The organism is Halomonas caseinilytica, from assembly GCF_001662305.1.
GTDB classification, from domain to species: Bacteria; Pseudomonadota; Gammaproteobacteria; order Pseudomonadales; family Halomonadaceae; genus Halomonas; species Halomonas caseinilytica.
Map to the genome: position 1 here is coordinate 177,833 of NZ_BDEP01000017.1, position 13,375 is coordinate 191,207.

The following is a 13,375-nucleotide window of genomic DNA, read 5'->3' on the forward strand; positions in this document are numbered from 1 at the left end:
GTGAGAGTACGTCGTCTGACCTGGGCCCTGGCCCGTCTGTTGATCCTGCTGCCGCTCTGGCTCATTGGCCTGCTGTCGCTGGTACTGGGCATTGCGCTTTCTCCCTGGGGCACCGGCCTGCTGATCGATCAGGGCAAGCGCATGGGCTTCTATGACGTTTCCCGTGTCGAAGGCGCCCCGCTGGATACCTTGATACTCGAGGATCTGCGTCTCGATGCCGGGCCGGCCAGCGTGGCCATCCAACGGCTGGAGCTGGCCTGGGCCGAGGACTGTCTGCTCGACGGTCGCCTTTGCCTGGATCGCTTCGATGTACAGGGCGCCCGAATACGACTTGCATCGAGCGATGCACCGCCTCCCGCAGAGGACGAGCAGGCAGAGGGCGGGGGACTGCCGGGGCCGATCGAGCTGCCGTTCCCCATCGAGCTGCGCGAATTGGCCTTGCGCGACGTGGAGGTACGCCTTGCCGACGGCACACGACTGCACTGGAAAGAGTTCACGACCGGGGCGGTGGCCGAAACGAATACCCTGCGACTGCTGCCGACTCGGCTGGAAGACACCCGTCTCACCCTGCCGCTCTCGGTGGGCCACCAGTTGGCACTCAGCGAAAGCGAGCATGAAGGAGAGATCCTGACGGCGGCCGCCATCGACGCCTCCATCTCGGCACATTCTCCCTTGCCCGCCAGCACCGCCCCCGAGGCTGCCGGCATGGCCAGTCAGTCACTCGACGAGAAGCCTCGCATTGAGCTGCCGGAAATCCATCTGCCGCTGGCCGTCGACGTTCCGGAGCTGAGGGTGGTGGATGCGGCCGTGGAAGGTGCCGTTGCCTATCAGCTCGACGAACTGGCGTTGAGTGTCACGGCACGCGACCAGGAGATCAGCATCGAGCCGTTGTCGGTGGCCAGCCCGGAGGCTGATGCCCGGTTGCAGGCACGCGTGATGCTGAGTGGCAACTACCCGCTGGATGCACAACTGAATACTGAACTCTATCTGCCCGACCGCATGCCGGCCCTGAAGGGCGAACGCATCGAACTCGGCGTCAGCGGGGACCTCGCGGATCTCCAGGTGGACCTGACGACGACAGGATCGGTGGAGACACGCTTGTCTGCCACGCTCGACGCCCTGGCGCCGACATTACCCTTCACTGCCAGCTTCCAGAGTCCTGCCCTGCAATGGCCACTGCCCGGCGCCGACAACGACACCGGCGAGGCGGCCAGCGCCGACGATGCCCAGAAGGCCGAAGGCCAGGAGACACCACCGGTCCCCTGGCGGGCCGAGAACCTGTCGCTTGAGGCCGAGGGCGACCTGACGGACTATCGCACCCGACTTTCCCTGGTCGCCGAGGGACCGCAACTGCCGCGCACCCGACTCGACCTGAGCGGACACGGCGATCTCGCCCATTTCGTCTGGGAGCCCCTGGCGCTGGCAATGGATGAGGCAAGCGTGACCACCGAGGGGCGTGTCGATTGGGCCGATGGTCTGGCCGTCGAGGCGCGCCTCGCGCTGAACGACGTGAACCCCGAACCCTTCGTCGAGGGGCTGGCGGGCCGGCTTGACGGGGATGCCGAGATTTCCTTCAACCAGGACGCCGACGGCTGGCGACTCGAGGTGCCGGCGCTGAACGTGAATGGCACCCTTGCCGATTATCCGTTGACTCTGGATGCGACGCTCGCCGGCGACAGCCGCATGAACTGGGACATCCAGACCCTCGAATTCCGCCAGGGCGACAATCGCCTCAGCGCCAGCGGTCAGGTGACGCCCGATCAACTTGGAGTGAACGCCGAGCTGGACATGCCGGCCCTGAAGAGCCTCTACCCGTCGTTGGCCGGCGCCCTGGCGGGCCACATCGAGGCATCGGGCAGCCTGGAGGCACCTCAGCTCGATCTGGACCTCACCGGCAATGGCCTGGCCTTCGCCGAGAATCGCGTGGAAGCCCTGAACCTGGCAGGCGAGGTCGCCGGTCTCGAGGACCCGAGCCTCGATCTGGCCCTGAGCGCCGAGGGTGTCGCCGCCGCCGGCCAGGTTCTCGATACCGTCGCGCTGAACCTCGATGGGCACCTTTCGGAACACCGGCTGACGCTGGACGTCGATGGTCCGGCAAAAGGGCAGTTGTCGTCGCTGAACCTGGCCCTGGAGGGCGCCATGGATCGCGAACGTCAACGCTACAGCGGTCGCCTGACACCGCTCGAGGCCGAGACCGAATACGGCCGCCTGGCCCTCGACGATGCCCTGGTTTTCGATGCCGATCTCGCCTCGAGCGCGGTGGACGTACAGCCGTTCTGCCTGCGTCGCGACGAAGGCGGTGGTCTGTGTCTCGAAGAGGCGCTGTCGGCATCACCCGAGGCCGGCCGGGCCGTGCTCGCCATCCGCGAGTTGCCCATGGACCTGATCAATGACTCGATGCCGGCCGGCTGGCATGTCGAGGGTGCCACCGAGGGCGGCTTAACGGCCGAATGGTCGCGCGGGGGTGCCGCCTGGCAAGCCGATGCACGACTCGACAGCGACGTCGAGATCGCCGGGCAAGATGCCTACGGCAAGCCCTGGTCAGTGCCCGGCACGGGCCTCGCGCTCGATCTACAGGCCGACCAGTCGCGCGCCGATGTCGACCTGGCATTGACCCTGGGCGACAGCGGGGCGGTGCGGTTGAATCTCGGCATCGACGATCCCATGGGTGTCGGTCGTCTGGATGGCAGGCTCAGCGTCGATGACATGCGCCTGAATCCCTATCGTCCCTTGGTGGCCGACGTGAAGACCCTGGAAGGCAACTTCGGGGGAAATGTCGACATCACCGGCAACCGTGATCAGCCACGACTCGACGGCCGCCTCGAACTCGCCGGCCTGCAGGCTGCCGGGCTGGGATTGCCGCTGACGGTGAAGGATGGGCGTGTGACGGTGAACCTGGCCGGCGACCGGGCCGATCTCGATGGCTTCCTGGCGAGCGAGCAGGGGCGACTGGAGATCGACGGCGATGCGGCCTGGCCTTCTGTCGATGCCTGGCAGGTTGCCCTGGACGTGCAGGGCACGGACGAACCGATACAGGCCTCGTTGCCTGGCTTCGGACAGCTTCGCCTGGCGCCGGACCTGGCGATACGGGCGAATCCCGATCGCCTGCGGGTACGTGGCGATGTCCGTATTCCCTGGGCACGGCTCGAGGTCGGGCAGGTGCCGGCATCAGCCCAGTCGGTGAGCCCGGATGAAGTGATCGTCACCCGGGAGGAAGCCGAGGCGCAGGAAGCGGCCCAGGCGGCCGGGGAATCCACTGCCGAGGCCATGTCCGAGGCCGGCATGGCCATGGACGTGCGCATCACCCTGGCCCTAGGGCCCGACATGCGCCTGTCGGCCTATGGCTTGGAGACCGGCCTGGCCGGCAATCTGGAGGTGCGCCAGGAAGGCGGGCCGGTCCAGATCTTCGGCGACGTCAATCTCGAGGACGGCCGTTTCCGTGCCTTCGCCCAGGACCTGATCATCCGCGAAGGGATTCTCTATTTCAGTGGCCCGCCCGGAGAGCCCTTGCTGGATTTCGAGGCCATTCGCAATCCCGACAGCACCGAAGATGACGTCATCGCCGGCATTCAGGTATCCGGCCCGGCCTCGAGCCCGAGCCTGGAGATCTTCTCCGAACCGGCCATGGATGAATCCCGTGCGCTGTCCTATGTACTGCGTGGCCGTGCACCGGACGCCAGCGGCGGCGCCGATGGAGCGCTGACCTCGGCGCTGATCGGCCTGAGCCTGGGACAGGCCGGCGGTACGGTGGGGGCGCTGGGCGAGGCCTTCGGCATCCAGGATCTGCGCCTGGACTCGGCCGGCAGTGGCGATGACAGCCAGGTGGTGGTGACCGGCAACCTGACCGATCGCCTGAGTGTCGGATACGGTGTGGGCGTCTTCTCGCCCATCGCCGAATTGACCCTGCGCTACAAACTGTGGCGCAACCTCTATCTGGAAGCCGTCTCCGGCGCCTCTCAGGCCGTGGACCTGATCTATACCTTCAGTCTGCCGGGCGATCCGCCCACGCTCGAATGAGCGCCGGCAACGAAGCAACAGGCAACCGACGAGGAAACGACATGAGCGCACAATCCGCAGACGCACCGGTAGGACGCGACACACCGATGGCGATTTCTGCCCTGCATACGGTCAATGGACGTCGCATGACGCCACCTTGGCCTGAAGGCCTGCAGGAGATCGTGTTGGGGCTGGGGTGCTTCTGGGGCGCCGAGCGCCTGTTCTGGCAACTGCCTGGCGTGTTTGTGACGGCCGTGGGGTATGCAGGCGGTGTCACGCCGAACCCGACCTACCAGGAAACCTGTACCGGCCGCACCGGCCATGCCGAGGTGGTCAGGGTGGTCTTCGACCCGACGGAGATCACCCTCGATACCCTGTTACGCCACTTCTGGGAGGCACACGACCCGACCCAGGGAAACCGCCAGGGCAACGACATCGGCCCCCAGTATCGCTCGATCATCCTCACGCTCGACGATGAACAACGCGCGGTGGCCGAGCGTAGCCGCGCTGCCTATGCCGAGGCGCTGGCGGCTCAGGGCAGGGGGGCGGTCACCACCGAGATCGCACCGATCGAGGTGTTCTACTACGCCGAGGAATATCACCAGCAGTATCTCGACAAGAACCCTGGCGGCTACTGCGGCCTCAAGGGGACCGGCGTCAGTTGCCCGATTGGCTGAAGGCGGGTAGCGAGACGGTAGCACGCTCTGACCATTCATCGAGCTGTCGCTCGACCCGCCGGGCGAGCCAGCTGGTGGGGTGGCCGTTTCGCCACTCCACATAGCCGACATGGCCGCCATGACGAGCGATTTCCAGGCGAATGCCGGGACCGAGTGTCAGGCCGTCATACAGCCCCGGCGGCATGAAAGGGTCGTCTTCGGCGTGCAGGATCAGCGTCGGCAGGTGAATGTCACCGAGCAGGGGCGCGGCGGCGGCGCGCTGGTAATAGTCCGCCGCATCATTGAAGCCATGAAGCGGTGCTGTGATCGCATCATCGTAGGCGCGCAGCGTGGTGCAACGCCCCAGGTCGCCGTGGCTCAGCGCCAGCGGAAGTTCGCGACGGACCAGGCGCGGGGCTACCTTGGCCTTGAGGGCACCGAGCAGGTGACGCTGATAGAGCCGTGCCGTGCCGCGTTCCAGCGTATCGGCACAGGCCGCCAGGTTCACCGGTGGTGCCACGGCAATGGCACCGGTCAGTCCCAGTGCATTGTCGGCATCCTCGGCGACCAGCTTGAGCAGCATGTTGGCACCCAGCGAAACGCCCAACGCGACCCTGGGCGCCGATGGATAGTGCCGGGCGAGACGTTCCAGTAGCCGGCGGGCATCGGCCGTGTCGCCGCTATGGTAGGCACGAGGCAGGCGGTTGGGCCATTTGCCGCAACCGCGAAAGTGCATCAGCACCGCTCGCCAGCCACGACGCTCGGCGGCCCTCAGCAGATGGCGCGCATAAGGTGAGTCCACGGACCCTTCCAGGCCATGGAACAACACCAGCACGGGGGCTTCGGCGGACAAAGTGGGCGCATCGAGCCAGGTGAGTTCGACGAAATCGCCATCGGGCAACTCAAGGATTTCGTCGACGAGAGACAACGCTGGCCGAGGCAGGATACGCGGCAGCAGGGTCTGCAGGTGTCGATTGGCGAACCCCGGCAGTGGCTGAAAGTCGGCCGGGTGGCGTCCGGCGATCATCGGTGGTCTCCCGGGGTGCCGGGGCCATCGTCGAGTGATTGCCAGATTGCGTCCACGGCCTGATGCGAGTGATGGCGACGCCGATACAGCCGAATCTCCAGCGGCACTTCCCAGCGTTCGCTCCCTGCGGGCACCAGTTTCCCGCCGGCAAGGGCTCGTGTCACGCTACGCTGCGGCAGCCAGCCCAAGCCATACCCGAGCCCGACGAGCTCGCGAATATTGCCGCTCTGGATACTCTCGTTGAGTACGCTGAACGTCGGTACATCGGGCTGTGACTCGAGATGGCGGCTAATGGCCGCATCGATCAGGCCCCGAGGATGATAGGCGATCAAGGGCAGCGAGCGGCGGCCGTTTCCCTCCAGGTCGAAGCGAGGGCGTCCCTCGGGGTCCGGCAGGGAGACAGGGACGAGGCGTTCATGCCCGAGCAGATGATACTCGAACGCCTCGGTCTCCAGCTCCAGCGGACAGTCGCCGACAGGCCAGTAACACAGTACCAGATCGCATTCATCTCTCCCCAGCGCCCGGAAGTAGTCGTTCGCCAGCCAGGCGGTGGCACGCAGGTAGGGCTTGATCGGCGGTGGGGTCGCCCAACCGTCAAGCCATTCCGGCAGGAAATTGGCCAGCAGGCTCTGGGGTGCCGCCAGGCGAACCATGCCGGCCTGACTCTCGGCGAGATGCCCAAGGCGTTGCCGAGTATTGGCCACGCGGCGCGTCACGTCCTGACACAGCGTCAGGAATTCTTCGCCTTCGGGTGTCAATGACAGGGGCAGTGTCTGCCGGTTGATCAGGGTCGCGCCCATCTCCTCCTCGAGGAGCTTGATGCGCCGCGAAAAGGTCGGCTGGGTGACGTTCTGCTCCTCGGCCGCCCGGGAGAAGTGCCGGGTACGCGCCAGGGCGATGAAATCTTCCAACCAGCGTATTTCCATATCAGCCCTCTTGCCGACGACCGGGTGAGAGGATCGCCCCCAACCAGTCATGGCTTTCACGTTTCAGATAGCGTCACGCCGCACCAGGAGAGCCCGGATCGGCGGGCTCTCGACTGGATTCGAACGCTCGTATTATGCCAGAAACGCCACGGGCTCAGCCGATACGTCCCTCTTCCACGGCATGGCAGGCCACCTGGCCACCATCGTCGGTCTCGATCAACGCAGGCACTTCCTCGCGGCAGCGAGCCTTGGCGTGGGGACAACGACCATGGAAGACGCATCCCGAAGGCAGGTGCACGGGCGTCGGCACCTCGCCCTCCAGACGAATGTGCTGTGGACGGTCGTCCTCGAGTCGTGGAATGGCCGACATCAGGGCCTGGGTATAAGGATGGCGCGGGCGCGCGAAGAGAGTAGCGGTCGGTGCCACCTCACAGACTCTTCCCAGATACATCACCGCCACCCGGGTGCCGAAATGCTCGACGACGGCGAGGTCATGCGTGATGAACAGGTAAGTGAGATTGTGACGCTGCTGAGCTTCCATCAGCAGATTGAGCACCTGGGCCTGGATGGACACATCCAGTGCCGAGATCGGCTCGTCGGCCACGATGAACTCGGGGTCGACCGCCAGGGCACGGGCAATGGCGATGCGCTGGCGTTGGCCGCCCGAGAATTCGTGGCCGTAGCGCGCTCCCCAGTCCGGGTCGATGCCGACCGACTGCATGACCTCGCCGACCTTGTCCTTGACCTGCTGGGCCGTCCAGTCGGGATGATGGAGCCGGATCGGCTCCTCCAGGGTCTGCTGAATCGTCATGCGCGGGTTCAGCGAGGCATACGGATTCTGGAAGATCATCTGCATGCGTCGGCGATAGGGCAGCAACTGCCTGGTGGAAAGGTCATCGATGCGCTGGCCGGCGTAGTGAATTTCACCGGCGGTCGGTGTGATCAAGCCCATCACGGTGCGCGCCACGGTGGATTTGCCGCAGCCTGACTCGCCTACCACACACAATGCCTCGCCGCGCTGGATTTCCAGATCGACGCCGTTGATGGCATGCACGTGCTCCTGGTGACGAACCAGCTTGCCGCCCTTGAATTGCAGCTGTTCGAGAAAGTCGCCGCAGAGAGAGAAACGCTTTTCCAGGCCACGCAACGCCAGCAAGGGTTGCGTCGTTTCCGGAACGGGGGATGTGGCGGTCGAATTCATCGGTCTTGCTCCTCGGCCGGAATGCGTTCGCTTTCGATCATTTCGGCGACCATGTGGCAGGCAGCCTGGCAGTTGCCGGACGTCACGAACTCGGGCACCTGGTCATGGCAGGCTTGGCGACGGCTGCCATCGGCACGCTCGACGAAGGCGCAGCGTGGATGGAAGGCACAGCCGCTCGGCAGGTTGGACAGCGATGGCATGCTGCCGGGGATCTGGTTGAGCCGCGAGCCGGGAGTGGCCATTTGCGGCAGGGCATTGATCAAGCCTTGGGTATAGGGATGCTGTGGATCGTTGATGATCTCGCGGGTCGGGCCCTGTTCGATGACGCGACCGGCGTACATGACCAGCATGCGCTGAGTGACCTGGCTGACCACGCCGAGATCGTGCGTGATCAGAATCAGGCCGACGTTGTGTTTCTCGCACAGTTCCAGCAGCAACGCCATGATCTCCGCTTGAATGGTGACATCCAGTGCTGTGGTCGGCTCGTCGGCAATGATGACGTCAGGATCGAGCAGCAGGGCGATGGCGATGATCACACGCTGCCGCATGCCACCGGAAAGTTCGTGGGGATACTGATCCAGTCGGGCCTCGGGCGAGGGAATCTGGACCTGCTGCAGCTTGTTCAGCGAGATGCTGCGCGCTTCCCGAGTGCTGATCCGGCGGTGCGCCTTGAGGCATTCCACCATCTGTTCACCGATGGTCAGCACCGGATTGAGGGTCATCATCGGGTCCTGGAAGATCATCGACATGCGATGACCACGCACCTTGCGAAGCTTGCGATCGCTCAGCCCGATCAGTTCCTGACCGTCGAAGCAGATGCTGCCGCCGGCGATGTAGCCTGGCTTGGCGATCAGGTTGAGCAGGCTGAAGGCGGCTACCGACTTGCCGGCGCCGGATTCGCCCACAATGCCCAACCGCTCGCCGCGATCCAGGCTGAAACAGACGTCGCGCAGTGCCCGGACATCGCCGCCACGCAGCGCGAAGCGCACGTCGAGGTGGTTAACGTCGAGTAGAGACATGAGATTCAGCCCTTGTAGAGTCGCGGATTGAGCACATCGCGCAGCCAGTCGCCGAGCAGATTGATCACCAGCACCAGCACCACCAGCACCACGCCGGGGATCAGGGTGATCCACCAGGAGCCGGACTGGAGGTAGTCGAAGCCGGACTTGATCAGCGAGCCCAGCGACGGCTGGGTCTCGGGCATGCCGAGGCCGAGGAAGGACAGTGCCGCCTCCGAGATGATGGCGTTGGCCACCTGTACGGTGGAGATGACGAAGATCGGCGACAGCGTGTTGGGCAGGATATGCCGGAACATGATGCGTCGGCTCGACAGGCCCATTACCCGTGCGGCGTCGACGTATTCCTTGCCTTTCTCGGCAAGGACCGAGGCGCGCACGGTTCGTGCGTACTGCGGCCATTCGGCCAGGCCGATGATCAGTACCAGCAAGGGGACGGCGTAGTCACTGAAGGTGCCGCCACCGAAGATCGCCTTGAACAGGGCGCCGACCACGATGGCCACCATCAGGGTGGAAAAGGACAACTGGATGTCGGCCAGTCGCATCAGGAAGGCATCGACACGACCGCCCAGGTAGCCGGCCAGCAGGCCGAAGCATACTCCCAGGGTTGCCTGCATGAGTACGGCACCGAAACCGATGATCAGTGATACGCGCGCACCGTACAGGATGGTCGACAACAGATCGCGCCCCTGGGCATCGGTTCCCATGAGGTAGGCCGGATCGCTGCCATCCACCCAGAAGGGAGGCAATTCCGAGGCAAGGATGTCGATCTGTGAAAGGTCATAGGGATTCATCGGCGCCAGCCAGGGCGCGAGAACCGCAACGGCGACCAGAGCGATGAACACCAGCAGGCTGATCTGGGCGATCAGATCGCGCTTGAAACTATAGAGCAGATAGGAATCGCAAAAGCGTTCCCAACGACTCTTGGGGCGAGACGTCAGCGTGGTCATGCGGGTTTTCCTGTCAGCTTGACGGTGGGGTTGATCAGGCCATAGATGAGATCGACCAGGGTGTTGGTGATCACGAAGATCAGCCCCACGATCATCAGGTAGGTGACGATCAGCGGTATGTCGGAACGTTCGATGGCATCGAGGAACATCAGGCCCATGCCGGGCCACTGGAACACCGTCTCGGTCAGGATGGTGTAGGCCACCAGGGTCCCGATCTGTACACCGCCCACGGTGATCACCGGCAGCATGGTGTTCTTCAGTGCATGCAGGAAGTAGATGCGACGCGGCGAGATGCCCTTGGCACGGGCGAACTTCACGTAGTCGGACTGCAGCACCTCGAGCATCTCGGCGCGGATCAGGCGGATGAACAGCGGCAGCATGATCGAAGCCAGGGAGATGGCCGGCAGAACCAGGTAGGACAGCCCCTCCAGGGAGGCGAAGTTGGTTTCCCAAGTACCGAAGACGGGCACCGGATCCCCTCGACCATAGGCCGGCATGCCGCCCTCGGTGGTGATCAGGTCATTGAGCCAGGCGCCCCAGCCGGTGTCAGCAGGGAAGGGCGTCCAGCTGACGCCGATGGCGAACAGCTGGATCAGCACGATGGCGGTGAGAAAGACCGGAATCGAGATGCCGACGATCGAGACGCCCATGAAGAAACGCGACAGCCAGGCACGTGGCTTGATGGCGCTATAGACGCCGATGGGCACGGACAGCACGATGATCAGGAAAGTGGCGGCGGCCACCAGTTCCAGGGTTGCCGGTAGATGGCGCAGCACGACGTCAGTGGTCGGCTGGTTGAAGACGTAGGAGTAGCCGAAGTCGAAATGCGCGGCATTGACGGCGAAACGCAGGTACTGGACCAGGAAGGGATCGTTGAGGCCGAGCTCTTCACGCAGTGCCTCGCGTTCGCTCTCCGGCACGGATTGGCCGACCATCTGTTGGATGGGGTCGCCCAGATTGTCTTGTATGGCGAAGGCGATCACGCTGATGACGAACATCACCAGCAGCGCATGAAAGAGGCGCTTGATCAGAAAAGCGATCATGAGTGGCGTTCCATTATCGAGAAAGGCCCGAGCACGCGGTGACACGCCCCCTGCGGGGAGCGTGTCTCGGAGCGGGGTGTCGAATCGCCGTCTCTCGCCTGACCGTGGGCGAGAGACGGCGGAAGGGTATTACTCTTCTTCTTCGACGACGAGATCCCCGAGGTAGGGGAAGTTCATCACGTTGACGATCGGCTCGAGATCGACGTTGGTATCGGCGGCCCAGGCAAGGTTCTGCCAATGTAGAGGGATGAAGGCGGCCTCGTCGTACAGCGTCTGCTCCATCTGCTGCAACATCTCGGCACGCTTCGCCTGGTCGAGCTCAAGATTGGCCTCGGAGACCAGCTTGTCGACCTCGGGGTTGCAGTAGTTGCCGGCGTTGTACTGGCCGGCGCCGGAATCGGCGTCCGGGCAGGCCGTGAGGTATTCGTGGAAGTTGGCCGAGTCTTCGGTGTCGGCATGCCAGCCGATCATCATCATGTCGGCAACCCGATCATCGTACTCGCCCCAGTATTGAGCCTTGGGCAGGGTCTTGAGATCCACCTTCACGTTGATGCGTGCCAGCATGGCCGCAACCGCCTGAGCGATCTTGGCATCGTTCACGTAGCGGTTGTTGGGCGCCATCATGGTGATCTCGAAGCCATCCTCATAACCGGCCTCGGCCATCAGCTGCTTGGCCTTCTCCAGGTCGTAGCGCGGCTCCAGTTCATCGTTGTGCCCCGCATAGCCTTCAGGCGAGAGCTGGGCCGCCGGTGTGGCGAAGCCCTTCATCAGTCGGTCGGCGATGCCTTCCTGATTGATGGCATAGGCGAAGGCCTGACGAACCCGCTTATCCTTGAAAGCCTCGACGCGTTCCTGATTCATGTGAAAGAGGATGATGCGGGTGCCGGACATGGTGACCAGCTTGGCGTCGTCGTCCTGACGGACGCGTTCCAGATCGTTGGGCGGCACCGGCGCGATGAAGTCGACATCGCCGGAGAGCAGGGCGGCCACTCGCGTGGCGTTCTCGCTGATCGGTGTCAGTTCGATCTTGTCGACGTTGCCCGGGGACTGCTCGTCCCAGTAGTCATCGTTGCGCTCGAAGACGACGCGCACGCCTTGCTGCCGTTCGGTGACCTCATAAGGACCGGTACCGGACTGATGTCGCGAGGCGTAGGAGTTGCCGTTCTTGACGATCTCGTCCTTGGGATCCCCGTCACTGTCTTCACCGGAGTAGAACTGGCTGTCCATCGGGAAGATGTAGGTCGCCAGGTTGAGCAGCAGCGGGTAGGGCTTCTTGGTCTTGATCTCGAGGGTATGCGCGTCGACCGCCGTGGCACCCTCGATGGGCGCGAAGATCGCCTTGAAATCGGGGCTGCGCTTGAGTCGATCGATGGTCCAGACCACGTCCTCGGCGGTAAAGGCATTGCCGCTGTGGAATTCGACGCCTTCACGCAGTGTCATACGTAGGGTGGTGTCGTCGACCCGTTCCCAGTCGGTGGCCAACCGCGGCTCGATCTCGAGATCCTTGGTCCAGCGCACCAGCGGGTCGAAGGTCATGTGCGAAAGCTGCAGGATCCCGCCGGACAGTTGCTCGTGGATATCCAGCGATACTGGATCGGCATCATAGGCCATGCGCAGGGTGGTGTTGGCCTGGGCGGCCGGGGCGAGGGCAGCGGAGGTCATGGCGGCGCCGATGACGCTAGCCAGCAGAGTCTTCTTGATTGTCATGTGTCGTTCCATGCCGGATGGATTGTTATCGGTATCACGGCCGACGGTCGTGATGACCATTATGCTCCATTCACCAACATAGAGAGGTTAGGGGGAAGCGCACAATCGAAATTGTGACACACCCCATGCGCCCGGCGAATAACGATGCCGGGCGCGAGGAGGGCGCTCAGTCTTCGCTGGCGGGCGTGACGCGGTCGATACGGTACAGTTGGGCGACCTGATCGAGTCCGTGGACACTGCATTCCAGGTCGGTGACGCGCCCATCGCTCAGGCCATAGACCCAGCCATGGACGGAGAGCTCCTGGCCACGTTGCCAGGCACGTTGAATGATCTTGGTACGGCACAGGTTCTTGACCTGGGCCTCGACATTGAGTTCGCACATGCGGTCGACCTGCTCATCCTGCGACAGCGAGGACAGCGAGGCACGATGCTGGCTGTAGAGGTCGCGTACCGAATGCAGCCAGTAATCGACGATACCGCACTCGCCACCGGTGACCGCCGCACGAATGCCGCCGCAACCATAGTGGCCGACGATCATGATGTGCTTGACCTTGAGCACATCCACGGCGAACTGCACCACCGAAAGGGCGTTCATGTCGTTGTGGTGGAGCAGGTTGGCGACGTTGCGATGGACGAACACCTCCCCGGGCGGCAGGTCGATGATCTGGTTGGCCGGCACGCGGCTGTCGGAACAGCCGATCCACAGGTATTCAGGCGTCTGCTGCCGTGCCAGGCGAGCGAAGAAATCGGGATCGTCGCGACACATCTGCTCCGCCCAGGCACGGTTGTTTTCCAGCAGGGTATCGATGTCATTGCTCATGGTCGGGCTCCGGCAAGGATGGGACGAAAGACG

10 protein-coding genes are annotated in these 13,375 nt (G+C 63.8%); 2 read left to right on the forward strand and 8 right to left on the reverse strand.

What is annotated here, in order from left to right; translation table 11 throughout:
* Positions 1-4,017, forward strand: coding sequence for an autotransporter assembly complex protein TamB (gene tamB / locus A9O65_RS12635; RefSeq protein ID WP_064702280.1), 4,017 nt, complete (start codon positions 1-3; stop codon positions 4,015-4,017).
* Positions 4,018-4,058: 41 nt separating this feature from the next.
* Complete coding sequence (gene msrA / locus A9O65_RS12640; RefSeq protein WP_064702281.1) at positions 4,059-4,673, forward strand: peptide-methionine (S)-S-oxide reductase MsrA; 615 nt, start codon at positions 4,059-4,061, stop codon at positions 4,671-4,673.
* On the opposite strand, the gene A9O65_RS12645 is transcribed toward msrA, so the two are convergent.
* The 8 genes from A9O65_RS12645 to can form a co-directional block, all read right to left on the reverse strand.
* Positions 4,654-5,679: a hydrolase gene (locus A9O65_RS12645; protein ID WP_064702282.1), complete on the reverse strand. Its 1,026-nt coding sequence runs from the start codon at positions 5,677-5,679 to the stop codon at positions 4,654-4,656. The two genes, msrA and A9O65_RS12645, sit on opposite strands and share 20 nt — an antisense overlap.
* The gene (locus A9O65_RS12650) at positions 5,676-6,605 is read right to left on the reverse strand and encodes a LysR family transcriptional regulator (protein ID WP_064698450.1); all 930 of its coding nucleotides are present in this window, start codon (positions 6,603-6,605) and stop codon (positions 5,676-5,678) included. Before A9O65_RS12650 ends, A9O65_RS12645 begins: the two co-directional genes overlap by 4 nt.
* 154 nt (positions 6,606-6,759) lie before the next feature.
* Complete coding sequence (locus tag A9O65_RS12655) at positions 6,760-7,806, reverse strand: ABC transporter ATP-binding protein (RefSeq protein WP_064698451.1); 1,047 nt, start codon at positions 7,804-7,806, stop codon at positions 6,760-6,762.
* Positions 7,803-8,825, reverse strand: coding sequence for an ABC transporter ATP-binding protein (locus A9O65_RS12660; RefSeq protein ID WP_064698452.1), 1,023 nt, complete (start codon positions 8,823-8,825; stop codon positions 7,803-7,805). The genes A9O65_RS12655 and A9O65_RS12660 overlap by 4 nt, the downstream gene beginning before the upstream one ends.
* A 5-nt stretch (positions 8,826-8,830) precedes the next feature.
* Complete coding sequence (locus A9O65_RS12665; RefSeq protein WP_064702283.1) at positions 8,831-9,772, reverse strand: ABC transporter permease; 942 nt, start codon at positions 9,770-9,772, stop codon at positions 8,831-8,833.
* Entirely contained in the window at positions 9,769-10,815 is a 1,047-nt protein-coding gene (locus A9O65_RS12670) for an ABC transporter permease (protein ID WP_064698454.1), read from the reverse strand. Before A9O65_RS12670 ends, A9O65_RS12665 begins: the two co-directional genes overlap by 4 nt.
* A gap of 129 nt (positions 10,816-10,944) precedes the next feature.
* Positions 10,945-12,522 (reverse strand): ABC transporter substrate-binding protein, encoded by a 1,578-nt coding sequence (locus A9O65_RS12675; RefSeq protein ID WP_064702364.1) that lies wholly within the window; start codon positions 12,520-12,522, stop codon positions 10,945-10,947.
* 166 nt (positions 12,523-12,688) lie between these two features.
* Positions 12,689-13,342 carry a carbonate dehydratase gene (can, locus tag A9O65_RS12680; RefSeq protein WP_064698455.1) on the reverse strand — a complete coding sequence of 218 codons (654 nt, stop codon included), beginning with the start codon at positions 13,340-13,342 and terminating at the stop codon, positions 12,689-12,691.
* Between the last annotated feature and the right edge of the window lie 33 nt (positions 13,343-13,375).

Coding starts and splice junctions, on each gene's coding strand:
- msrA (WP_064702281.1), top strand. CDS start 4,059: ATGAGCGCACAATCCGCAGACGCACCGGTAGGACGCGACACACCGATG.
- A9O65_RS12645 (WP_064702282.1), bottom strand. CDS start 5,679: ATGATCGCCGGACGCCACCCGGCCGACTTTCAGCCACTGCCGGGGTTC.
- A9O65_RS12650 (WP_064698450.1), bottom strand. CDS start 6,605: ATGGAAATACGCTGGTTGGAAGATTTCATCGCCCTGGCGCGTACCCGG.
- A9O65_RS12655 (WP_064698451.1), bottom strand. CDS start 7,806: ATGAATTCGACCGCCACATCCCCCGTTCCGGAAACGACGCAACCCTTG.
- A9O65_RS12660 (WP_064698452.1), bottom strand. CDS start 8,825: ATGTCTCTACTCGACGTTAACCACCTCGACGTGCGCTTCGCGCTGCGT.
- A9O65_RS12665 (WP_064702283.1), bottom strand. CDS start 9,772: ATGACCACGCTGACGTCTCGCCCCAAGAGTCGTTGGGAACGCTTTTGC.
- A9O65_RS12670 (WP_064698454.1), bottom strand. CDS start 10,815: ATGATCGCTTTTCTGATCAAGCGCCTCTTTCATGCGCTGCTGGTGATG.
- A9O65_RS12675 (WP_064702364.1), bottom strand. CDS start 12,522: ATGACAATCAAGAAGACTCTGCTGGCTAGCGTCATCGGCGCCGCCATG.
- can (WP_064698455.1), bottom strand. CDS start 13,342: ATGAGCAATGACATCGATACCCTGCTGGAAAACAACCGTGCCTGGGCG.